The following is a 21,103-nucleotide window of genomic DNA, read 5'->3' on the forward strand; positions in this document are numbered from 1 at the left end:
GCCCGGGCACCGGACCGGTGTCTTCACAGGATGATCACAACGCAATTACGATCAAACTCTGTGCCCGAATTGGTTGATCGTCAAACCACAGCTGACTCATAGAGTTGGGTCATGAGACCTACTGTCATACGTCGCGCCGCCGTTGCCGCCTGCACGGCCTCCCTCGCTCTGGTCGCCACCGCCTGCGGAAGCTCGGATTCCGGCAGTGGGGGCGCGGACGGAAAGGGCAAGGAGAGCGCTGCGGCCGAGCCCGCCGCGGCCAAGGCGCTGACCGCCGCCGAACTGGAGAAGGCGGCGCTGGTCCAGGGCGACGTCAAGGGACACAAGATCAGCAAGGCGGGCAAGGACGACGCCGTCGCCGCGTCCGCCGTCACCGTGGACAACAAGGCCTGTGACACCTTCGCCGACGCGCTGCTGGGTGCCCGGGTCGGCAAGCCCGTGGCGGCCAACCAGCGCAAGGTCGTCAGCGAGCCCAAGAAGGACCAGAAGGAGAAGCAGGACAGCGCGGACGCGGAGGAGGCGTTCATCGCGGCCTTCGACATCACGACGACGATGACGTCCCTCTCCTCGTACGACGGCAAGGGCGCCCAGGACACGATCGACGGCCTGCGCACCGCGGCCACCGCGTGCTCCGGCGGCTTCGGCCTCACCGTGGCCGGCGACAAGCAGAAGGTCGTCGAGATCGAGGAGGAGAAGATCTCGGGCGGCGAGGAGTCCGCAGCCTGGACGGTGACGGTGGAACAGGGCGGCGAGAAGGCCCCGTTCAAGCTCGTGGTCGTGCGCCAGGGAACCACGATCGCCTCGTTCACATCGCTCAACCTGGCGGCGTCCGGCACGGGCAAGGACTACGAGCTGCCGACCGCGGTGGTCGACGCACAGCTCGCGAAGCTGGCCTGAACAGCGGGACTCGTCCGGGCAACGGGCCCTGGGGCAAACGGCCTCAGGGCAGCGGGACGAGCCGCACCACGGTGACCGTGAGAACGGACCCGGAGACGTAATAGAGCACGATGGCCCCGAGGACCGTCGCCTCGCGCCGGTCGTGCTCACTCTTGACGGCCGACGACCCGTGCCCGTACGGGGCGCGCCCCAAGGTCCGCGCCATCTCGTCGCGGAACGTACCGCTCTCCCGCATCTTGGCCAGGGTGTCGTCGGCGGGCGGGGCGTAGGAGATGCGGAAACTCAAGAGACGCTCCGCCTCTCCGCCTCGTCCTGCGCCAGCCGGTCCAGGATCTGCTCGGCCTCGGGATCGGGCACGGCCTCGAGCATCCAGTGCCGCATGACCGCCTGGATCTCGTGCACCCCGGCCTCGTTGATGGCGCGGTCGAACTCCTCGCGTCTGTCCTCGGGGAGCGTGGCACGGATGTCCGGGATGCTGTTGGGCACTTCGACCTCGGTGCCGCCGACAAAGGTCTTCAGAGGCTCACCCATGTTCGTTCTCCCGATCTCTCAACGCGCGCGCCCCAATCTAAGGGCTGTGACGCCCTTCAGTGCGACAGGGAATGGTCACGTCGAAATGGACGCGGAGCCAAGTGACTGTGGACTCGGTGCCAACGACTTGCCCCTGATGATCTGTATCCCGCCGGCCATCTCGGGTCGGCCGGATGATGTCCGGCCAGGAGCCGTCCGAAGAGTCCTAGCCCGCCCTCCGCCACACCGTCATGTCCGCGGTCACAAAGGCGATGTCCGGCATCGCGGTCGACTTCGTCACGATCACGAGCAGCGCGATGTCCCCGTTGCGGTGCCGGACGCAGATCCCGCACCTGCTGCGGCCCGGTGACGACCAGCGGCAGCGTGTGTGCCGACGTGGGATCGGGCACCGGCGGCGGCACCGTCCCCTCCGGCCCCATGACCTCTCGCCGGACGGTCGGCCCCGCGCCCGCGTCGGCGTCCCCGCCCAGCTCCTGCCGGCACCACTCCACGACCTCCGCCAGGGTGGCCCGCTCGCTCGTAGACGGTCCGCCGAAGGCCGTACCGCTCGGGCACTCCGCCCCGGGACCGACACCGAAGGTGCATGCCCACCCCATGCCCAGCAGTGCGCGGAAGGCTCTCGGTAAGGCTATGCGGCCGGCCGAACTTCCGCGCTGAGGGCCCAGCGAGGGCCCAGAACGAACGAAGGCCCCTGAGCTGCACCGTCGGTGCAGCTCAGGGGCATGACCGCCATTCTTGCTACTTCTTGCCCTGATTCTTCACGGCCTCGATGGCGGCCGCTGCCGCGTCCGGGTCGAGGTACGTGCCGCCCGGCTTCAGGGGGCGGAAGTCGGCGTCCAGCTCGTAGACGAGCGGGATGCCGGTCGGGATGTTCAGGCCCGTGATGTCGGCGTCGGAGATGCCGTCGAGGTGCTTGACCAGGCCGCGGAGGCTGTTGCCGTGGGCGGCGACCAGGACCGTGCGGCCCGTCAGCAGGTCCGGGACGATGTTGTCGTACCAGTACGGCAGCATGCGCTCGACGACGTCCTTGAGGCACTCGGTCCGCGGGCGCAGCTCGCTCGGGATCGTGGCGTAGCGCGGGTCGTCGCTCTGCGAGAACTCGGCGCCGTCCTCGAGGGCCGGCGGCGGGGTGTCGTACGAGCGGCGCCAGAGCATGAACTGCTCCTGGCCGAACTCGGCGAGCGTCTGCGCCTTGTCCTTGCCCTGGAGGGCGCCGTAGTGGCGCTCGTTCAGCCGCCAGGAGCGGTGGACCGGGATCCAGTGGCGGTCCGCGGCCTCCAGCGCGAGCTGGGCGGTGCGGATGGCGCGCTTCTGGAGGGAGGTGTGCAGGACATCGGGGAGCAGACCGGCGTCCTTGAGCAGCTCACCGCCGCGGACTGCCTCCTTCTCGCCCTTCTCGGTGAGGTTGACGTCCACCCAACCGGTGAACAGGTTCTTCGCGTTCCATTCGCTCTCGCCATGGCGGAGGAGGATCAGCTTGTACGGTGCGTCGGCCATGAGCCCGAGCGTAATCGAAGCCTCCGGGCCCTCGCGCCCCCGGTCACAGGGCGGACACCGCGAGGGGGCGACCTGGGACGATTGACGGCGCGCGTCAATCGAGTGGCGGTCCGGAACCCCTGCTTCGTAATGTTCGGACTGCGATCGGGACACTTACCGGCCGCATCCGCTCCGCACGTCCCTGGGGGAACCCGTATGTCTGTCGCCGGTCTCAGACGGGCCGCACACGAGACCGTCTCCGGTCTGCCCAGAGAGTTCTGGTGGCTGTGGACCAGCACCCTGGTCAACCGGCTCGGGGCGTTCGTCGCCACGTTCATGGCGCTCTACCTGACCCTGGACCGCGGCTACTCCGCCTCGTACGCGGGTCTGGTCGCCGCGCTGCACGGACTGGGCGGGGTCATCTCCTCGCTCGGTGCCGGGGTGATGACCGACCGGCTCGGGCGCCGGCCCACCATGCTGATCGCGCAGAGCTCGACCGCCGTGTCGGTGGCCGTGCTCGGCTTCATGGTCCATCCGGTCGCGATCGCCGTCGTCGCCTTCGTCGTCGGTATGGCCAGCAATGCGTCGCGGCCCGCCGTGCAGGCGATGATGGCCGACATCGTCCGCCCCGAGGACCGGGTGCGTGCGTTCTCCCTGAACTACTGGGCGGTCAACCTCGGCTTCGCGGTCTCCTCCGCCGGTGCCGGGTTCATCGCCGAGTACAGCTATCTCGCCGGGTTCATGGTCGAGGCCGCGATGACGCTGTTCTGCGCGGTCGTCGTCTTCCTGAAGGTGCCGGAGTCCCGGCCGCAGAAGGCGCCCGCGGCGGTCGGCGGCACGCTGCCTGCCGAGCCCGATGTCCGGCTCTCCACCGTGCTGCGCGACGGCCGGTTCATGAGCGTCGTCGGGCTGTCGTTCGTGGTGGCGCTGATCTTCCAGCAGGGGTACGTGGGACTGCCGGTCGCGATGGGTACGGACGGGCTCTCCAGCTCCGACTTCGGCACCGCGATCGCCGTCAACGGTGTGATGATCGTGGCACTCCAGATCCCGGTCGGCCGCTTCATCCAGCACCGTGACCCGCGTCGGCTGCTGATCGTGTCGTCGCTGTTGGCGGGGTACGGATTCGGGCTGACCGTGTTCGCCGGATCGGTCGCCGTGTACGCGCTGACCATCTGTGTCTGGACCATCGGCGAGATCATCAACGCACCGGTCCAGAGCAACCTGGTCGTCCGCCTCTCCCCGGCCCACGGCCGGGGCCGCTACCAGGGCATGTACACGCTGTCGTGGTCGGCGGCGGCGCTGGTCGCTCCGCTGATGTCCGGTCTGGTGATCGACCACTACGGGGCGAAGTGGCTGTGGGGGATGTGCGGGGTGCTGGGGACCGTGGCGGCGCTCGGGTACTGGATGCTCATGCGTGGGATTTCGCCGGAGGAGAAGGTGACCGAGGTGGTGGCGGTGAAGGCTGCGCAGGCCGAGCCGGACGCGGCCGCGGGTGCGCCGCAGGGCGTGGTGGAGCCGGCGGTCTGACCGGCGATCGGCGGGCGGGTGCGGGTGTGCTCGTCCTGACCACGGTTGCCGTCATGTTCGTCTTCGCGCTGCTCACCCAGGCAGTGCCTGGATGATCGTCAGCGATCGGATGCAGGCGATGGCCGCCGCGGACGGCGGCTTCTTCAGCCGCTCACCGGGCGCCTTCCACCCGGAGCCCGTGACCGCGTGAACCGCACCGCCCGAAACGGCACAGGACCGGCGCCCCGCGCGGAGAGTGTTCCGCGCGGGGCGCCGTCTGCACGCTTGCGTCCGGTCAGCCTCGGTCAGCCACCGCACTGGCACGGGGCGCCCGACTGGCAGCCGCACCCGCAGCCCGAGCCGCAGCCACAGGCACCGAGCACCGTCAGATGGACCACTTCAGCGGGTGGCTCCTGCTGTGGGTCGGTCGTGGGGGAGTCGGACATCGTTCCTCCTCAAGGACGTATATCCAGGCGTACGACAGGGCCGTACGACTGACGACGACGTACGACCGGGGCGTACGACGTCGGCGTGCCGCCCCACCCCATTGCATGCCCAATCGGGCCCGCACGTGAACGGCGCACCGACGGCGCACAAGCGCAGAAGCCGCCCGGTCTTCGCTACGCGCCCTCCACCGGGGTCTGCGTCTGCAGGTCATCGGCGTGCTCGCCCGTCACCAGGTAGACGACCCGCTTGGCGACCGACACCGCGTGGTCGGCGAAACGCTCGTAGTAACGGCCGAGCAGCGTGACGTCGACGGCGGTCTCGATGCCGTGCTTCCAGCGGTCGTCCATCAGGTGCTGGAACAGCGTGCGGTGCAGCAGGTCCATCTCGTCGTCGTCCTGCTCCAGCTGGAGCGCCAGGTCGACATCCTTCGTAATGATCACCTCGGCCGCCTTGGCCATCAGCCGCTGCGCCAGCTGCCCCATCTCCAGGATGGTGGCGTGCAGGTCGTTCGGCACCGCCGACTCCGGGAAGCGCAGCCGGGTCAGCTTGGCGACGTGCTGGGCGAGGTCGCCCGAGCGCTCCAGATCGGCGCTCATCCGCAGCGAGGTGACCACGATCCGCAGGTCGGTCGCTACGGGCTGCTGGCGTGCGAGCAGGGCGATCGCCCGCGCCTCCAGGTCGTGCTGGAGGTCGTCGACCTTCTGGTCCGCAGCGATCACGCTCTCGGCGAGCTTGAGGTCGGCGTCGAGCATGGACGTCGTCGCCCGCCCGATCGCCGACCCGACGAGCCGCGCCATTTCGACGAGGCCTTCGCCGATCGAGTCGAGTTCCTCGTGGTAAGCGTCGCGCATGGAAGTCCTCTCCAGTCCTCACTAAGGCCGGGGCCAGGTCTGAACCCCACGCTCTCACCCTGCGTGGCGTACGCGTCCGGATCCGGCCGACCAAGTGAACCAATACTTGCCCCTCGGTGAACTCTGGGCGACGAGTGTTCGAGTAGGCACCCGGACGGCTGGGAGAGTGGGCTCGCACCCGCTTAACCTTTAGGTATGGACGTGAACGCGGCGGTCGCCGCAGCTGCAGCGATCGCCGGGTTGTGTACCGGTGTGATCGCCATGCTGGCGTTCCGCTGGAGCGAGCGCGACCAGAAGAAACCGACGCGCACGTCCCTGCGGCCCGACAGCAACGGGGCACTCCCCCCCGGTGTCGACACGGTCCTCTCCGTGCTCTCCTCCTCCGCGGTCGTGCTCGACGAGAGCGACAGTGTCGTCAAGGCCAGCTCCGCCGCGTATGCGCTGGGACTGGTCAGGGGCGGCCGGCTGGCCGTCGAACCGATGCTGAACATGGCCAGGGACACCCGCAGGGACGGCGAGATAAGGCAGGTCGAACTGGACCTGCCGAGGCGCGGTACGGGCCGCGGCGAGGCGCTCGCGGTCTCCGCCCGGGTCGCCCCGCTGGGTTCCCGGCTGGTGCTCCTGCTGGTCGAGGACCTCACCGAGGCGCGCCGTATCGAAGCGGTACGGCGTGACTTCGTCGCCAACGTCAGCCATGAGCTCAAGACCCCGGTCGGTGCGCTCTCGCTGCTCTCCGAGGCCGTCATGGACGCCTCCGACGACCCGGAGGCGGTGGAACGGTTCGCCGGCAGGATGCAGATCGAGGCGACCCGGCTGACCAACCTCGTACAGGAACTGATCGACCTCTCCCGGGTACAGAACGACGACCCGCTGGAGGACGCCGAGCCGGTCCGGGTGGACGAACTGGTCGCCGAGGCCATCGACCGCTGCCGCCAGCAGGCCGGAACGAAACAGATCACCATGGCCGCCGGCGGCACCGCGGAGCTCCGCATCTGGGGCAACCGCGGCCAGCTCGCCGCGGCACTCGGTAATCTCGTGGAGAACGCCGTCAACTACAGCCCCGCCCACACCCGCGTCGGTATCGCCGCGAGGCGCCTGGCCGTGCCGGGCGGGGACGAGATCGAGATCGCCGTGACCGACCAGGGCATCGGCATCTCGGAGAAGGACCGCGAGCGGGTCTTCGAACGCTTCTACCGCGTCGACCCGGCCCGCTCACGGGCCACCGGTGGCACCGGTCTCGGCCTCGCCATCGTCAAGCACGTGGCCGCCTCGCACGGCGGGGAGGTCACCGTGTGGAGCTCGGAGGGCCAGGGCTCCACCTTCACCCTGCGGCTGCCCGAAGCGGGTTCCGTACGGGACCGAGACCGCACATCCGGCGGACCGCTCATCGTCAACGGTGACGACGGGACCTTCAGGACCGCCGACCCCGACCCCCTTGAAACATTCCCTGCCCCGGAGGTCCTTCCGTGACCCGAGTGCTTGTCGTCGAGGATGAGGAATCCTTCAGCGACGCTCTGTCCTACATGCTTCGCAAGGAAGGCTTCGAGGTCGCCATCGCGGCCACCGGCCCCGACGGACTCGACGAGTTCGAGCGCAACGGCGCCGACCTCGTCCTCCTCGACCTGATGCTGCCGGGCCTGCCCGGCACCGAGGTCTGCCGCCAGCTGCGCAGCAGGTCCAACGTCCCCGTGATCATGGTCACGGCCAAGGACAGCGAGATCGACAAGGTCGTCGGCCTGGAAATAGGAGCCGACGACTATGTGACCAAGCCGTTCTCCTCGCGGGAGCTCGTCGCCCGCATCCGCGCGGTGCTGCGCCGTCGCGGCGAGCCGGAGGAGGTCACGCCGGCCGCCCTGGAGGCGGGCCCGGTGCGGATGGACGTGGACCGTCACGTCGTCACGGTCTCCGGCGGCAAGGTCGACCTCCCGCTCAAGGAGTTCGACCTGCTGGAGATGCTGCTGCGCAACGCGGGCCGGGTGCTCACCCGGATGCAGCTGATCGACCGCGTCTGGGGCGCGGACTACGTGGGCGACACCAAGACCCTCGACGTCCACGTCAAGCGCCTGCGCGCCAAGATCGAGCCGGACCCGGGGGCGCCGCGCTTCCTGGTCACGGTGCGCGGCCTGGGGTACAAGTTCGAGCCGTAAGCCGGCCCGCACGCCCACATGACGCAGGCGCCCCCCGGATCACGGGAGGCGCCTGCGTCATGTGGGCGTCACATCAGTCGGTCGACGTGTCCGCCGACACCGACGCGGAGGCCGCGTCGGTCGGGGTGCTCTCGTTCTCGCTGCCCGCGGCGCCCGTCGCCTCGGACGGCGCGCCCGGGGTCCCGGACTCGGACGGCGAGGCGGACGGCGTCTGCGCCGTCGCCGTCGGCAGCGAGCTCGGGCCGAAGCCCTTGAAGAAGCTGGTGGCCGGGACGACGAACGCGCCGAGCGGGACGTCACCGGTCTCGCTGAACTTGAAGACGACCGCCTGCACGTTGCCGTTCTGCGCGGCCTCGCGGCCGTTCTGGATCACGGCGGACGCGTTGCCCTCGCCGCCCAGGACGACCCTGCCGCCGGCCGGCACGACGACCGGTCCCGCGCCCTCGGCGGCGTGCAGCTGCACCGAGACGTCGGAGCCCGGCAGGGTGATGGCGTCGAGCGTCTGGCGCTTGGTGCCGTTGTTGAACACCGTCGCCGCGATGACGGCCGGACCCTCGGCGCCGTTCTCCGGCTGGGTGATGACGTTCGCGTTCTGGATCCTGATGTCACCGAGGGTGGTGGCAGCGTTGTCCGGCTTGATCTCGAGCGTTTGCGCGTCATTGCCGGCACCACACGCGGAAAGTGCACCGATCGAGATCACGATGGCGGCGGCGGCAAGGGCGCCGCGTCGAAGGCTGCGGCTCACGGCTGCGGCAACTCCTTGAACGTACGACTTCACGGACGGAGGGGCGAGCGACGTAAAGCCGCCCTAAGGGTGTGTCAGCGGCCTTAGGTTACCGAGCCGCCGTCCTCGCCCCGCACCCGACCCGCCCCTACCGCCCCGGGCATCACCACCGGAGCCCTCACCGGGTCCCCACGACGGTCCCCGCCTCGCGATTTGCACGCCGTTCACATAACGGGCTTGATCAATTCCCCGGGGCTTGACGCATTCCTTGCACATAATCTCCGCAGCGGCCGGGCGGTGATCAATTTCATTGGCCATCGGCACTTTACGTCCGTACGGGTGATCGATCTCCGAACGGAGTAGGGAAAGTCCACCCTCTGGAATCCGGCAAACCGGGACGTTCAACCACTTCGGAGCGGCTTCGAGGATACGTAACGCGCGCGTTTCACCTCGCCCGCACAGCCGCTCCGACCTGCGAATACCGTCTCCCGGAAGCCTTCCGCAGCACGTTCGTGTTGCTGTTGTCAAGCCCCGAGATATGCCCTGACCTGCGAAAACGCCATTCAGGAGAAGCCGTTCTCGTGTTACTCTGGATAGCCACGGAAGGGGTACCTGTCACATGACGTTCAAGGTTGGCGACACCGTGGTCTATCCCCATCACGGGGCCGCGCTGATCGAGGCTATCGAAACTCGCCAGATCAAAGGCGTGGACAAGACCTACTTGGTGCTCAAGGTCGCCCAGGGCGACTTGACGGTTCGTGTGCCTGCGGACAATGCGGAGTTCGTGGGTGTGCGTGACGTAGTCGGGCAGGAGGGGCTGGACCGGGTCTTCGAGGTGCTGCGCGCGCCGTACGCCGAAGAGCCGACGAACTGGTCCCGGCGCTACAAGGCAAATCTCGAGAAGCTCGCCTCCGGCGATGTCATCAAGGTCGCCGAAGTGGTGCGTGACCTGTGGCGTCGTGAGCGCGAGCGTGGACTCTCCGCAGGTGAGAAGCGCATGCTCGCCAAGGCTCGGCAGATCCTGGTGAGCGAGCTCGCTCTCGCGGAGAACACGAACGAAGACAAGGCCGAGGCTCTGCTCGACGAGGTCCTCGCGTCCTGACCCGGGATCGCACCGGTCGTAAATAAATGTGCCGCGGTGCCCGCTGACCAGCCGTATTCACGGTGTGTCGTCGGGCGCTGCGGCATGTCCGGAACTGGTCTCCGGACCACCCCATCGATACCTTTCGATATCTTGCTTGCGATCTTGCACAGCCGACCCCGGGGGCCGACGCGGCTGCCCCACCGACCGGGGGTCACGGAAAGGGTCCCGGTCAAGTCAAGCGTCGCGCCCGGCTCGCTTGTGGCCATACCCATGTCGGCCGTGGAAACAAACATGCTGATGCTTCGGAGTGCAACCGATGTCTGATCAATCGCGTCCGTACCGCACCGCCGCGGTGATTCCCGCCGCCGGCCGCGGCGTACGGCTCGGCCCGGGCGCCCCCAAGGCGCTCCGCGCGCTGAGCGGAACGCCCATGCTCATCCATGCGGTACGGGCCATGGCGGCGTCCCGGTCCGTCTCCCTGGTGGTCGTGGTCGCACCACCGGACGGCGCGCCCGAGGTCAAGAACCTGCTGGACGAACACGCCCTGCCCGAAAGCACCGACTACGTCGTCGTGCCGGGCGGGGACACCCGCCAGGAATCGGTCGGGCTCGGCCTCGACGCCCTGCCCGAGGACATCTCCGTCGTCCTCGTCCACGACGCGGCCCGCCCGCTGGTGCCCGTCGACACCGTGGACGCGGTGATCGAGGCCGTACGGGACGGGGCGCCCGCCGTCGTACCCGCACTGCCGCTCGCCGACACCGTCAAGGAGGTCGAGCCCGGCGCGCCCGGCGAGCCGGAACCGGTGCTCGGCACGCCTGTGCGGGCCAGGCTGCGCGCCGTACAGACCCCGCAGGGCTTCGACCGGGACACCCTGGTCCGCGCCCACGCGACGGTCGCCCTCGACGGCGAGGGCGCGACCGACGACGCGGGCATGGTCGAACAGCTCGGGGCGCCCGTCGTCGTCGTACCCGGGCACGAAGAGGCATTCAAGGTGACCCGGCCGCTGGATCTGGTGCTGGCGGAGGCGGTTCTCGCGCGCAGGAGGGCGAACGATGGGTTCTGAGCACGCACCGGTGATTCCGCAGGTCGGCATCGGCACGGACATCCACGCCTTCGAGGAGGGCCGCGAGCTGTGGTGCGCGGGCCTGCTCTGGGAGGGCGAGGGCCCCGGTCTCGCCGGCCACTCCGACGCCGACGTCGTCGCCCACGCCGCCTGCAACGCGCTCTTCTCCGCGGCCGGCCTCGGTGACCTGGGCCGGCACTTCGGCACAGGGCGCCCCGAATGGTCGGGCGCCGCGGGCGTCACCCTGCTGGCCGAGGCGGCACGGATCGTCCGGGCCGAGGGGTTCGAGATCGGGAACGTCGCGGTCCAGGTCATCGGCGTACGGCCGAAGATCGGCAAGCGGCGCGACGAGGCGCAGAAGGTGCTGTCGGCGGCGGTCGGCGCCCCCGTCTCGCTGTCGGCCGCCACATCGGACGGCCTCGGCTTCACGGGCCGCGCGGAGGGGCTCGCGGGGCTCGCGACGGCACTGGTCTACCGGACAGGCTGACGGCGCATCCGGTCGGGCACCGCCGCCGCTGCCCGATGGCCGGCGGTCGGCGCCCGTCCGGGGTGTCTCCTCTGAACCGGCGCGGAAACCGGCAACGAAGACCGAGCCGTCACGTGCGCCAGTCCCTGCGGGAAGACGGGGCAGCCACCTTCCGGGTGGGCGGTGCGGGAAGGCGGGGCGGCGTTGCCCGGTCGGGGTACGTGTAGAGCACTGCACACCCCCGTCTCCTGGAGGCCGTACACCATGACTGCCGAACTCTCCGCCGAGCTCAGGTCGCTTCTCGACACCCCCGTCTTCGTGACCGTCGCCACCATCCAGCCCGACGGCAGCCCCCAGTTGTCCCCTGTCTGGGTGAAGAGGGAGGGCGACGACGTCCTCTTCTCGACGACCCGCGGCCGCCGCAAGGAGCAGAACCTGAGCCGCGACCCGCGCGTCTCCGTCGTCGTCCAGCCGTTCGCCGCCCCGTACACCTACGCCGAGATCCGCGGCGTCGCCGCTCTCACCACGGAGGGCGGCGACGAACTCATCGACGAACTGTCCGTGAAGTACACCGGGAAGAAGTACGCGGAATTCAACCCCGCCTCCGGCGGCGACGACGAGCGTGTCGTCGTCCGGATCACCCCCCAGAAGATCGTCGGGCGTATCTGAGGACCCGTTCGGGGATCGTCCCTGTCACAAGTTGTCCTCGCGATCCCCAATGGGTCGCGGGGCACTGGTGCGGGCCCACTACCCTTGAGGGGTGACTATTCGCCTGTACGACACCAGCGCCCGGCAGATCCGTGACTTCGTCCCGCTCGCAGCGGGCTGTGTCTCGATCTACCTCTGTGGCGCGACTGTCCAGGCCGCCCCGCACATCGGGCACATCCGGTCCGGTCTGAACTTCGACATCATGCGCCGCTGGTTCGAGTACCGCGGCTACGACGTCACGTTCATCCGGAACGTCACCGACATCGACGACAAGATCATCAACAAGTCGGCAGAGCAGGGCCGACCCTGGTGGTCGATCGGGTACGAGAACGAGCGCGCGTTCAACGATGGTTACGACGCCCTCGGCTGCCTCCCGCCCACCTACGAACCGCGCGCGACCGGCCACATCACCGAGATGATCGAGATGATGCGCGGCCTCATCGAGCGCGGTCACGCCTACGAGGCGGACGGCAACGTCTACTTCGACGTGCGGTCGTTCCCCGGCTATCTGGAGCTCTCCAACCAGGACCTGGACGATCTGCGTCAGCCGTCCGGCGACGGCGAGACCGGCAAGCGCGACCAGCGAGACTTCGCGATGTGGAAGGTCGCCAAGGACGGCGAGCCGAGCTGGGAGACCCCGTGGGGCCGCGGCCGGCCCGGCTGGCACCTGGAGTGCTCCGCCATGGCGCACAAGTACCTCGGCACCGCCTTCGACATCCACGGCGGCGGCATCGACCTGATCTTCCCGCACCACGAGAACGAGATCGCGCAGGCCAAGGCCTACGGCGACGAGTTCGCGAAGTACTGGGTGCACAACGGCTGGGTCACCATGGCCGGTGAGAAGATGTCGAAGTCGCTCGGCAACTCCGTGCTGGTCAGCGAGATGGTCAAGGCATGGCGCCCCATCGTGCTGCGCTACTACCTCGGCACCCCGCACTACCGGTCGATGATCGAGTACAGCGAGGAGGCACTGCGCGAGGCCGAGTCCGCGTTCGCGCGGATCGAGGGCTTCGTGCAGCGTGTCATCGAGAAGGCGGGCGGCGAGGTCGCGGCCGCCCCCGAGGTGCCGCCCGCGTTCGCCGAGGCGATGGACGACGACCTGGGCGTCCCGCAGGCGCTCGCGATCATCCACACCACGGTCCGGCAGGGCAACTCCGCTCTCGCCGCCGACGACAAGGAAGCGGCCGTCGCAAGGCTCGCGGAGGTACGGGCCATGCTCGGCGTCCTCGGCCTCGACCCGCTCGACCCGCACTGGGCGGGCGAGGGCGACCGCGGCGATGACCTGCACGGGGTCGTCGACACGCTCGTACGCCTCGTCCTGGACCAGCGTCAGTCGGCCCGCGACCGCAAGGACTGGCCCGCCGCCGACGCCATCCGCGACCAGCTCAACCAGTCGGGCCTCGTCATCGAGGACAGTCCGACCGGCCCACGATGGACGCTCGGCCCGCGCCAGTAGTCCTCACCGTGTGCCGCCCGGCGATCCGGGCGGCACACTTTCATTACGTACGCACGTCTGAAGCAACGAAACAGGTAGGTCATGGCCGGGAACAGCCAGCGCAGGAACCGCCGCACGTCCAACAAGAAGGGCATGCAGGTCGGCAGCGGTGGCCAGCGACGCCGTGGTCTCGAAGGCAAGGGACCGACGCCGCCCGCCTCCGTCCGCAAGGGACACAAGAAGAACCGGGTGGCGAACGCCCAGGCCCGGCAGGCCGCAGTTCGCCGACCCGCCCCACGGCGCGGTGGCGCCAAGGGCACGTCCGAGATGGTCGTGGGCCGTAACCCGGTCTACGAGGCGCTGCGCGACGGCGTCCCGGCGACCACTCTCTACGTCCAGCAGTACATCGACAACGACGAGCGGGTCCGCGAGGCGCTCCAGCTCGCCGGCCAGCGCGGCAACATCAATCTGATGGAGGCGCCGCGCCCCGAGCTCGACCGGATGACGAACGGCCTGAACCACCAAGGCCTCGTCCTCCAGGTCCCGCCCTACGAGTACGCGCACCCGGAGGACCTCACCGCCGCCGCGTACGACAACGGCGAGGACCCGCTGATCGTCGCGCTCGACGGGGTCACCGACCCGCGCAACCTGGGTGCGATCGTCCGCTCCGTCTCCGCGTTCGGCGGCCACGGCGTGGTCGTGCCGGAGCGCCGCGCGGCAGGGATGACGGCGGGCGCCTGGAAGTCCTCGGCGGGCACGGCGGCCCGTACGCCGGTCTCCCGGGTGACAAACCTGACCCGCGCCCTGGAGGGCTACCAGAAGGCCGGCATCACGGTCGTCGGCCTCGCCGCGGACGGCGAGCACACCGTGCAGGACCTGGAGGCCCTCGGCGGCCCGGTCGTCATCGTGATCGGCAGCGAGGGCAAGGGCCTGGGCCGCCTGGTCGGCGAGACCTGCGACTACCGGGTGCGGATTCCGATGCCGGGTGGCGCGGAGTCGCTGAACGCGGGTGTCGCGGCAGGCATCGTGCTGTACGAGACGGCACGCCGCCGCGCCTGACGCGCCGGGTGACCGGTCCGGGCCGACCGGACCGGTCAGCGGACCCTCCCGACGGCCGGGGTGGCAGGGTCGACAGGATCGACCGGCAGGAAAGAACCGGTGCGCCGGGAGACCGCAGGCAGTGGGCGCCATCGGCCGTGACCCTCGCCCCGACCGGGCGGGAGAGCCAATTCCTCTACGCCCGCCGCAGTAACGCGAGTAATCGCTCCACGGAAAAGCACCCGGTCGGACGTCGGCCGACGGAGGGTGCACCCGCCACCACCTGTTGACGGGCCTCGGACACATCGGGTCCGTCAAGGCAGTGTCCTAAACACACATCACTCGGTTAGATGAGTGTGGACACCAGAACGCCTCGGTTCGACGAACTACCCGCCCTGAGTATGACCAAGGTGGACTGCGACCCTGCGCAGGTCATCGTCAACCATGCCAGCTTCCGGGTGCAGCTCGCGCCCGGCAGGCAAGCACGGCTGCGTGGTGCCGCTCCCGCGGGTTCGGTCAGGATCCCCGCCATGAGCGGCCCCGGTGCGGGGCGCGGCCGGCGCTCGCCCGTCGTGTGGAGCGGCAAGTCCGCCCCCGGTGACCCCGGCGCCACCGGACTCCTCCAGGCCGTACGGAACTCCACCGCGGGCCGCCCCGACGGCTCGTACGGACCGTACGGTTCGTACAACTCGTACGGCTCCGAGTTCGACGACGGACGAGGTCCGGGCGCCACGCAGGTCATCCCGCGCCTGGACGAGACCCAGCCGAACCCCGTCATCACGGCACCCCACCAGCCCGGCCGTACCGGCGACGGCCCGCTGCTGCCGCCCATGCGGCAGGCGGTCGGCGCCTACGACGCCGTCGACACCGGCCCGTACGGGCAGGAGCCGTACGAGGAAGAACGGTACGAGGACGGCGAGTTCGACGAGACCGTCGGGAGCAGGTCGCACCGCCACGGCCCGGACACCGTCCGGCACGCGTACTACCCCGGCCGCCGGATGAACCTCGGGGTCGTACTCCTCCCCATGCGGGTCTTCCTCGGCTTCATCTCCGTCTACGCCGGCATGGGCAAGCTCTGCGACCCCGTGTACTTCGACGGCGGCGACCGCGGCTCCATGGTCAAGTGGCTGACGTCACTGCACCCTTGGGCGCTCGCCGAACCGCTGCGGGACTTCGCGCTCTCCCACCCCGTCGGCGCCGGACTCACCGTCGCCTTCCTCCAGGTCGTCGTCGGAGTCCTCACCGTCCTCGGCCTGTGGCAGCGGGTCGCCGCCTCCGTCGGCGCCCTGCTCTCCGCCACGCTGCTGGTCACCGTCAGCTGGCGCACCGTCGCCGTCTACGACGCGCCGGACATCATCTACCTCGCCGCCTGGAGCCCGCTGATCATCGCGGGCGCCCCCGTCTACTCCGTCGACGGACGGCTGGCCGGCGAGGCATGGCGCAGGCTCGGCCCGCGCTCCACGATCTGGGACCTGCGCCGCCGAGTACTGCGCCGCGGCGCGGTCGTCGCCACCGTCGTCGTCGGGCTCACACTTCTGGTCGGCTCGATGCTCGGCGGCGCCGTCCGCTCCTCCGAGGTCGTCACCGTGCCCGGCCCCGACGGCAACCCGACCAACCAGCTGCCCGGAACGCCGCTCCCGCAGGAGTCCACCGGCGGCCAGGCGTCGCACACCCCCGCCGGACGGAAGCCGTCACCGTCGATGTCCAGCTCCGCCACCCCGTCCGCTCAGACGTCCACGCCCGGTACGGACACCGTCCGCGAGTCCGGCCAGGCCGCCGGCGCCGGACAGCCCAGCCAGACACAGGGCACCGGCCAGCAGCCCCCGCAGCAGACGACTCCGCAGGAGCCCCCGGCCACCAGCTCCGGACCGACCTCGTCGGGCTCCACCGGCACGGGCGGCGGCTCCACCGGCGGCGGTTCGACCGGCGGCGGCTCCACGGGATCGACGTCCGGCGGCACGTCGGGCGGCGGCCGCAACCCGATCGGCGGCCTGCTCGGCTGAGGCCCGGCGTCCGACACACACGGAGAAGGGGCGGTCACCGGAACCCGGCGACCGCCCCTCCTCCGTACCCGTCGTCCCCTCCGTCCGCCTCAGCGGGCCTGCGGGCCGTCCAGCTCCCGCGCCGCCTCCGTGAGGTCCTTCGCCGTGTCGATGGCCCGCCAGTACGCCCCCAGCGGCAACGGATAGCCGGCCAGCTGACGCTCACGGGCCAGCCGCGGGAACGTCGTCCGCTCATGGTCGCCCCGGTCCGGCAGCAGCGTCGTGAACGTCGGCGAGAAGACGTACACACCCGCGTTGATCAGATACGGCGACGGCGGCGCCTCGATGAAGTCGGTGATGTGCCCGAACGCATCCGTCTCCACGGCACCCCACGGGATCCGCGGACGGGCCAGGGCCAGCGTGGCGGTCGCATCGCGCTCCGCATGGAACGCCGCCATCTCGCGCAGCGAAAAACGGGTCCAGATGTCGCCGTTCGTGGCGTACCAGGGCTCCGAAGGGTCCGGCAGCCGGGCGGCGGCGTACTTGAGACCGCCACCGCGGCCGAGCGGCTCCGACTCCACCACAGTGGTCACCCGGAGCGGCAACACAGCCTCGGCCAGCCACTCCTGGAGCACCTCGGCAAAATGACCGCACGACACGACGGCATCGGTCACGCCCTCGGCGGCCAGCCAGGAAAGCTGATGGCCGATGATCGGGGTCCCGGTGCCCGGGATCTCGACCATCGGCTTGGGGCGGTCATCGGTGTACGGGCGCAGCCGCGACCCCTGGCCACCCGCCAGGATCACGGCCTGCGTCGGATACGTATGCATGCCAGGCACGATATGCCGTGCCCGCTCCGCACCGGTCAGCTGAACTGCGCGACACCCGAGGCGAACGACGTGTCACAGACGGGACGGGAGAACCGCTGCGCCCGCGCGGGACCGTACTGCTCGACCGCGGCCCGGCCCAGCGCCCTGGCGATCGACATGCAGTGCCGGGCGAGCGACGGGCGTCCCTCGACGGCCCGCTGAAGGTCCGTCAGCGCCGAACCCGGGTCCTTCTGCCGGAGTTCCACGAGCAGCCGGTCGCGCAGCACGTCCTGCGGGGCGCGCGCCGCGGCGGGCTCCTTCGATACGGTCTCCGCCGACGCGGTGAGTACCTGCGACTCGGAGTTGTGCGCTGCCCACGGCACACGGGTGACCGCGAGGGTCCCGGAGAGGACCATGACGACGGGCAGGACGAGAGCGAGAGTTCGGCCGATGCGGCGCGCGGTGTGGGTCACGCAGCGAGCGTAGCGGGCAGTGATGATTTGGCGACATTTCGTCACCCTTGCGGGGGATGGTTCGAGGGTGCTTTTCGAATTCCGTGTTGACGACCACCGGTGAAATGGCCGAAGTACCGGGGTATTTGGCGATGTCCCCGGGGTCTCTTCGCCCAAACCTCAGGTGCGCTCGGATACGCGAACGGCCCCGCACCACGAGGGGTGCGGGGCCGTCGTACGGCGTTGTGCGCGACGTCAGTCGACGAGACGCTCGCCCGTCGAGGTCGAGAAGACGTGCAGCTCGTCCGGGCGCGGCACGACGTGCAGCTTGGTGCCCTTCTCCGGCACGGCACGGCCGCCGACGCGGACGACGAGGTCCTTGTCCGCACCGCCGACGTGCGCGGAGCCGTAGACGAAGCCGTCGGCGCCGAGCTCCTCGACGACGTTGACCGAGACGGCCAGGCCGGCCGGGGCGTCGGCGCTGTCCTTGGAGAGCGACTTGGCGGCGGCGCCACCGTGCTCGACGATGTCGAAGTGCTCCGGGCGGATGCCGACCGTGACCGTGGTGTCACCCTTGTCCGCGGCGGCGGTGAGCGCCTCGCGGGAGACCGGGACGACGCTGTTGCCGAACTTCACGCCACCGTCGGTGATCGGGACCTCGACCAGGTTCATGGCCGGGGAGCCGATGAAGCCGGCGACGAAGAGGTTGGCCGGGCGGTCGTACATGTGGCGCGGCGAGTCGACCTGCTGCAGCAGACCGTCCTTGAGGACCGCGACGCGGTCGCCCATGGTGAGGGCCTCGACCTGGTCGTGCGTGACGTACACGGTCGTGATGCCGAGGCGGCGCTGGAGCGACGCGATCTGCGTACGGGTGGAGACGCGGAGCTTGGCGTCGAGGTTCGACAGCGGCTCGTCCATGAGGAAGACCTGCGGCTCACGCACAATGGCGCGACCCATCGCGACACGCTGACGCTGACCACCGGAGAGCGCCTTCGGCTTGCGGTCCAGGTACTCGGTGAGGTCGAGCATCTTGGCGGCCTCTTCGACCTTCGCCCGGATCTCGGTCTTGTTGATACCGGCGATCTTCAGCGCGAAGCCCATGTTGTCCGCGACGGACATGTGCGGGTAGAGCGCGTAGTTCTGGAACACCATGGCGATGTCCCGGTCCTTCGGCGGCAGGTGCGTGACGTCGCGGTCACCGATGCGGATCGCGCCGCCGTTGACGTCCTCGAGACCCGCGAGCATGCGCAGGGAGGTCGACTTGCCACAACCGGAAGGGCCGACGAGGACGAGGAACTCACCGTCCGCGATGTCGATCTCCAGCTGGTCCACGGCGGGCTTGGTGGAGCCGGGGTAGACGCGGGACGCCTTGTCGAACGTGACACTGGCCATGCTGAATCTTCTCCTCCACCGGCAGGAACGTGCCGGACGATCCGAGTAAGGGAGTGGTCTGGTCCACTTGAGTGAACCCTTAGCGACGCTACCTGGCCATTAAGAATCTGTCAGTAGTTCGCGGGGACGGATATCTCGCACTGCCGGTGGTCACGGGTGCGGAAGAACGTCGTGGATCAGGAGGTGGGCCGCTGTGTAGAGTGTGGGAACTTGCGCGCGCGGCTTTGGCGTGCGCGTTGCCTCCTTAGCTCAGCTGGCCAGAGCAACGCACTTGTAATGCGTAGGTCATCGGTTCGAATCCGATAGGGGGCTCGAGAGACCCCAGGTCACATAGCCCGTGACCTGGGGTTTTCTGTTGCCGCAGGTGTGGCGCCTCAGATGGTTGGGGTGCGGTGGGAGCGCTTGCGTGAGCGATGCGTGAGCGGAGGGCCGCCGGGCCCTACTTCCCGGGCTGCTTCCGCTTCACGTTCTTCTTGCCTTCGGTCTGGGCCTTCTTGGTGCGCCGTGTCTTCTTCCGGGCCATCGCTGCCTTGCGGGCAGCCTCCTCCGCCTCGGCCTTCCGCTGGAGTGGGACCAGCTTGGCGGTGGCCTCGGCCGCGCTCTTCCCGACGTGGGGGAGGACGCTCTGGTAGATGTCCCGGGTGATGCGGGTGTCGCTGTGCCCGAGCGTGTCGGAGACGATTTTCACGTCGATGCCGGCGGCGAGCATGAGCGTCGCGGCGCCGTGGCGGCGGTCGTGCAGCCGGATCGGCGGCAGACCGGAGGCAGTGACGAGTCGCTCGAAGAGATCGGTGACTTTGCCGGGGTGCAGCCAGGAGCCGTCTTGTGGGTGAAGACGAGGCCGGTGTCGGCCCAGGCCGAGCCCCACTCGGCGCGGTCGGCTTCCTGCTGCTTGCGATGCCGCTCCAGGACACCGGTGGTGTCGTCATCCAGGGCCGTCATCCAGGGCCACGACGCGAAAGCCGCTGTCGGTCTTCGGTTCGGATGCCTCTACCTCCCAGCCGTCCTGAACGAGCTGTCCCGAGACGGTGAGTGCGTGCCGGTCGAGGTTGGTCTCCGACCATGGCTGCCCGCAGGCTTCGCCTCGCCGCAGACCACGGAACGCGATCAGATGCCACATCGCGTACAGCCGGTCCTCGGCGACCGAGTCGAGGACCGCTCCGGTCTGCTCGGGTGTCCAGACCATCACGGGTGAGGGCTTCTCACCCGTCTGTCGCCACTTCGCGACTCGCTCATCCGTCCAGACCAGGGCCTTGGGCTTGCGGACGGAGTCGATCTCGACGTGTGCGGCCGGATTGAAGGTGATGATCTGCTGGCCGATCGCGTCGTTCAGCGCGGCCCGCAGCGTGGCCTTGATGTGCTGTCGAGTCGCAGGCCCGGTCACGCGTCGGTAGGGCGGCATGGCGTCGATCGCCGCCTTTAGTGGCGTGCGGAGGGTGCGGTTCGCCGCGCCTTTCCAAGGGACGTCCGCCAACTCGGCTACGGCTGAGCGCCTCTGGGCGTTCTGCTCCAGCGCTTCGGCGTTGGCATCCGTGATGGCCGTGAACATCTCGCTGAGGTGGCTTACGCGGAGACGGTCGAGACGATGGTGGCCGATGCGCGGCTTCAAATGGACGCGGATATCAGTCTCGTAGCGGCTGAGCCCGGACTTGCGGATGCGCTTGCCGTCGAGCCATCGGTCAAGCCACTCGGCGACAGTCAGGCGACCGATCAGGTCCTGGCCGGACCGGAGGCGACGCCGGGTCTCCTCCACGTCGGGTATCGGCGCCTTCTCGTCGCCCACATTTTCGAGCATCCCCCGCTATGAGGGTGCAACCCTCCGGGTCGTCGGAATCGGCGAGCCCGAGGAGGGCCCGAACGTGGTCCTGCACACCACCTCGACTGCAGGAGCCCCCACCCAGCAGAACCGAACCCCGATAGACACAACATCACCGCCCTTGCCCACCGATCAGCACCGGCAGCATCGCCGCCGATAGAAGTCCTCAGCCGCAGGGGGGGGGGCCCCCCGGGGGGCCCCCCCCCCCGGGGGGGGGGGGGCGCGGGGGGGGGCGGGGGGGGGGGGGGGGGCCGGCCCCCCCCCCCCCCCCGGGCGTAT

The 21,103-nt window shown here is 69.5% G+C and carries 19 protein-coding genes, 1 tRNA gene and 1 pseudogene; 12 read left to right on the forward strand and 9 right to left on the reverse strand.

Going from position 1 to position 21,103, the window contains the following annotated elements:
• Positions 1 to 111 precede the first annotated feature (111 nt).
• Positions 112 to 897 carry a hypothetical protein gene (locus ACIA8E_RS31235; protein WP_399303048.1) on the forward strand — a complete coding sequence of 262 codons (786 nt, stop codon included), beginning with the start codon at positions 112 to 114 and terminating at the stop codon, positions 895 to 897.
• Positions 898 to 940: 43 nt separating this feature from the next.
• Here the strand turns inward: ACIA8E_RS31235 and ACIA8E_RS31240 are convergent, their stop codons facing one another.
• The 3 genes from ACIA8E_RS31240 to ACIA8E_RS31250 all read right to left on the reverse strand — a co-directional run bounded on the left by ACIA8E_RS31240 (position 941) and on the right by ACIA8E_RS31250 (position 2,925).
• Positions 941 to 1,183 carry a hypothetical protein gene (locus tag ACIA8E_RS31240; protein ID WP_399303050.1) on the reverse strand — a complete coding sequence of 81 codons (243 nt, stop codon included), beginning with the start codon at positions 1,181 to 1,183 and terminating at the stop codon, positions 941 to 943.
• Entirely contained in the window at positions 1,180 to 1,428 is a 249-nt protein-coding gene (locus tag ACIA8E_RS31245; RefSeq protein ID WP_399303052.1) for a hypothetical protein, read from the reverse strand. Before ACIA8E_RS31245 ends, ACIA8E_RS31240 begins: the two co-directional genes overlap by 4 nt.
• Positions 1,429 to 2,166: 738 nt before the next feature.
• Positions 2,167 to 2,925 (reverse strand): phosphoglyceromutase, encoded by a 759-nt coding sequence (locus ACIA8E_RS31250; protein ID WP_399303054.1) that lies wholly within the window; start codon positions 2,923 to 2,925, stop codon positions 2,167 to 2,169.
• Positions 2,926 to 3,120: 195 nt separating this feature from the next.
• Here ACIA8E_RS31250 and ACIA8E_RS31255 point away from each other — a divergent pair, with 195 nt between their 5' ends.
• Positions 3,121 to 4,431: an MDR family MFS transporter gene (locus ACIA8E_RS31255; protein ID WP_399303056.1), complete on the forward strand. Its 1,311-nt coding sequence runs from the start codon at positions 3,121 to 3,123 to the stop codon at positions 4,429 to 4,431.
• Positions 4,432 to 5,030: 599 nt separating this feature from the next.
• Here ACIA8E_RS31255 and phoU read toward each other — a convergent pair.
• Positions 5,031 to 5,708 carry a phosphate signaling complex protein PhoU gene (gene phoU, locus ACIA8E_RS31260; RefSeq protein ID WP_030977810.1) on the reverse strand — a complete coding sequence of 226 codons (678 nt, stop codon included), beginning with the start codon at positions 5,706 to 5,708 and terminating at the stop codon, positions 5,031 to 5,033.
• Between the two features lie 195 nt (positions 5,709 to 5,903).
• On the opposite strand from phoU, the gene ACIA8E_RS31265 reads away from it, so the two are divergent.
• Together ACIA8E_RS31265 and ACIA8E_RS31270 are read left to right on the forward strand one after the other, a co-directional pair.
• Positions 5,904 to 7,178 carry a sensor histidine kinase gene (locus ACIA8E_RS31265; protein ID WP_399303059.1) on the forward strand — a complete coding sequence of 425 codons (1,275 nt, stop codon included), beginning with the start codon at positions 5,904 to 5,906 and terminating at the stop codon, positions 7,176 to 7,178.
• Positions 7,175 to 7,855 carry a response regulator transcription factor gene (locus ACIA8E_RS31270; protein WP_030977814.1) on the forward strand — a complete coding sequence of 227 codons (681 nt, stop codon included), beginning with the start codon at positions 7,175 to 7,177 and terminating at the stop codon, positions 7,853 to 7,855. The genes ACIA8E_RS31265 and ACIA8E_RS31270 overlap by 4 nt, the downstream gene beginning before the upstream one ends.
• 73 nt (positions 7,856 to 7,928) lie before the next feature.
• Here the strand turns inward: ACIA8E_RS31270 and ACIA8E_RS31275 are convergent, their stop codons facing one another.
• Entirely contained in the window at positions 7,929 to 8,600 is a 672-nt protein-coding gene (locus ACIA8E_RS31275; RefSeq protein ID WP_399303061.1) for a DUF461 domain-containing protein, read from the reverse strand.
• A gap of 598 nt (positions 8,601 to 9,198) precedes the next feature.
• Here ACIA8E_RS31275 and ACIA8E_RS31280 point away from each other — a divergent pair.
• The 7 genes from ACIA8E_RS31280 (at position 9,199) to ACIA8E_RS31310 (ending at position 16,376) form a co-directional block, all read left to right on the forward strand.
• Entirely contained in the window at positions 9,199 to 9,681 is a 483-nt protein-coding gene (locus ACIA8E_RS31280; RefSeq protein WP_006380568.1) for a CarD family transcriptional regulator, read from the forward strand.
• A gap of 298 nt (positions 9,682 to 9,979) precedes the next feature.
• Complete coding sequence (gene ispD, locus ACIA8E_RS31285) at positions 9,980 to 10,726, forward strand: 2-C-methyl-D-erythritol 4-phosphate cytidylyltransferase (RefSeq protein WP_399303064.1); 747 nt, start codon at positions 9,980 to 9,982, stop codon at positions 10,724 to 10,726.
• Positions 10,716 to 11,213, forward strand: coding sequence for a 2-C-methyl-D-erythritol 2,4-cyclodiphosphate synthase (ispF, locus tag ACIA8E_RS31290; protein WP_389041387.1), 498 nt, complete (start codon positions 10,716 to 10,718; stop codon positions 11,211 to 11,213). Before ispD ends, ispF begins: the two co-directional genes overlap by 11 nt.
• A gap of 243 nt (positions 11,214 to 11,456) precedes the next feature.
• The gene (locus ACIA8E_RS31295; protein ID WP_399303066.1) at positions 11,457 to 11,861 is read left to right on the forward strand and encodes a PPOX class F420-dependent oxidoreductase; all 405 of its coding nucleotides are present in this window, start codon (positions 11,457 to 11,459) and stop codon (positions 11,859 to 11,861) included.
• A 91-nt stretch (positions 11,862 to 11,952) separates the two neighbouring features.
• Positions 11,953 to 13,356, forward strand: coding sequence for a cysteine--tRNA ligase (gene cysS, locus ACIA8E_RS31300; RefSeq protein ID WP_399303068.1), 1,404 nt, complete (start codon positions 11,953 to 11,955; stop codon positions 13,354 to 13,356).
• An 81-nt stretch (positions 13,357 to 13,437) separates the two neighbouring features.
• Positions 13,438 to 14,394 (forward strand): 23S rRNA (guanosine(2251)-2'-O)-methyltransferase RlmB, encoded by a 957-nt coding sequence (gene rlmB / locus ACIA8E_RS31305; protein WP_327422568.1) that lies wholly within the window; start codon positions 13,438 to 13,440, stop codon positions 14,392 to 14,394.
• Positions 14,395 to 14,774: 380 nt separating this feature from the next.
• Positions 14,775 to 16,376, forward strand: coding sequence for a DoxX family membrane protein (locus tag ACIA8E_RS31310; protein ID WP_399303071.1), 1,602 nt, complete (start codon positions 14,775 to 14,777; stop codon positions 16,374 to 16,376).
• Positions 16,377 to 16,465: 89 nt separating this feature from the next.
• On the opposite strand, the gene ACIA8E_RS31315 is transcribed toward ACIA8E_RS31310, so the two are convergent.
• The 3 genes from ACIA8E_RS31315 to ACIA8E_RS31325 form a co-directional block, all read right to left on the reverse strand.
• The gene (locus tag ACIA8E_RS31315; protein ID WP_399303073.1) at positions 16,466 to 17,185 is read right to left on the reverse strand and encodes an NDP-sugar synthase; all 720 of its coding nucleotides are present in this window, start codon (positions 17,183 to 17,185) and stop codon (positions 16,466 to 16,468) included.
• Between the two features lie 35 nt (positions 17,186 to 17,220).
• Complete coding sequence (locus ACIA8E_RS31320) at positions 17,221 to 17,637, reverse strand: hypothetical protein (protein WP_399303075.1); 417 nt, start codon at positions 17,635 to 17,637, stop codon at positions 17,221 to 17,223.
• Positions 17,638 to 17,871: 234 nt separating this feature from the next.
• Entirely contained in the window at positions 17,872 to 19,008 is a 1,137-nt protein-coding gene (locus ACIA8E_RS31325) for an ABC transporter ATP-binding protein (protein ID WP_399303077.1), read from the reverse strand.
• Positions 19,009 to 19,246: 238 nt separating this feature from the next.
• Here ACIA8E_RS31325 and ACIA8E_RS31330 point away from each other — a divergent pair.
• Positions 19,247 to 19,320: transfer RNA gene (locus tag ACIA8E_RS31330), tRNA-Thr, on the forward strand.
• Between the two features lie 127 nt (positions 19,321 to 19,447).
• On the opposite strand, the pseudogene xerC reads toward ACIA8E_RS31330, so the two are convergent.
• Positions 19,448 to 20,873, reverse strand: a pseudogene (xerC, locus tag ACIA8E_RS31335) (tyrosine recombinase XerC); the annotation flags it as partial.
• Positions 20,874 to 21,103: the final 230 nt, after the last annotated feature.

This window comes from Streptomyces sp. NPDC051664 (assembly GCF_044453545.1).
In the GTDB taxonomy this organism is placed as follows: Bacteria; Actinomycetota; Actinomycetes; order Streptomycetales; family Streptomycetaceae; genus Streptomyces.

Coding starts and splice junctions, on each gene's coding strand:
- ACIA8E_RS31265 (WP_399303059.1), top strand. CDS start 5,904: ATGGACGTGAACGCGGCGGTCGCCGCAGCTGCAGCGATCGCCGGGTTG.
- ACIA8E_RS31255 (WP_399303056.1), top strand. CDS start 3,121: ATGTCTGTCGCCGGTCTCAGACGGGCCGCACACGAGACCGTCTCCGGT.
- ACIA8E_RS31310 (WP_399303071.1), top strand. CDS start 14,775: ATGACCAAGGTGGACTGCGACCCTGCGCAGGTCATCGTCAACCATGCC.
- ACIA8E_RS31250 (WP_399303054.1), bottom strand. CDS start 2,925: ATGGCCGACGCACCGTACAAGCTGATCCTCCTCCGCCATGGCGAGAGC.
- ACIA8E_RS31315 (WP_399303073.1), bottom strand. CDS start 17,185: ATGCATACGTATCCGACGCAGGCCGTGATCCTGGCGGGTGGCCAGGGG.
- ACIA8E_RS31245 (WP_399303052.1), bottom strand. CDS start 1,428: ATGGGTGAGCCTCTGAAGACCTTTGTCGGCGGCACCGAGGTCGAAGTG.
- ACIA8E_RS31235 (WP_399303048.1), top strand. CDS start 112: ATGAGACCTACTGTCATACGTCGCGCCGCCGTTGCCGCCTGCACGGCC.
- ispF (WP_389041387.1), top strand. CDS start 10,716: ATGGGTTCTGAGCACGCACCGGTGATTCCGCAGGTCGGCATCGGCACG.
- ACIA8E_RS31325 (WP_399303077.1), bottom strand. CDS start 19,008: ATGGCCAGTGTCACGTTCGACAAGGCGTCCCGCGTCTACCCCGGCTCC.
- phoU (WP_030977810.1), bottom strand. CDS start 5,708: ATGCGCGACGCTTACCACGAGGAACTCGACTCGATCGGCGAAGGCCTC.
- ACIA8E_RS31280 (WP_006380568.1), top strand. CDS start 9,199: ATGACGTTCAAGGTTGGCGACACCGTGGTCTATCCCCATCACGGGGCC.
- ACIA8E_RS31295 (WP_399303066.1), top strand. CDS start 11,457: ATGACTGCCGAACTCTCCGCCGAGCTCAGGTCGCTTCTCGACACCCCC.
- rlmB (WP_327422568.1), top strand. CDS start 13,438: ATGGCCGGGAACAGCCAGCGCAGGAACCGCCGCACGTCCAACAAGAAG.
- ispD (WP_399303064.1), top strand. CDS start 9,980: ATGTCTGATCAATCGCGTCCGTACCGCACCGCCGCGGTGATTCCCGCC.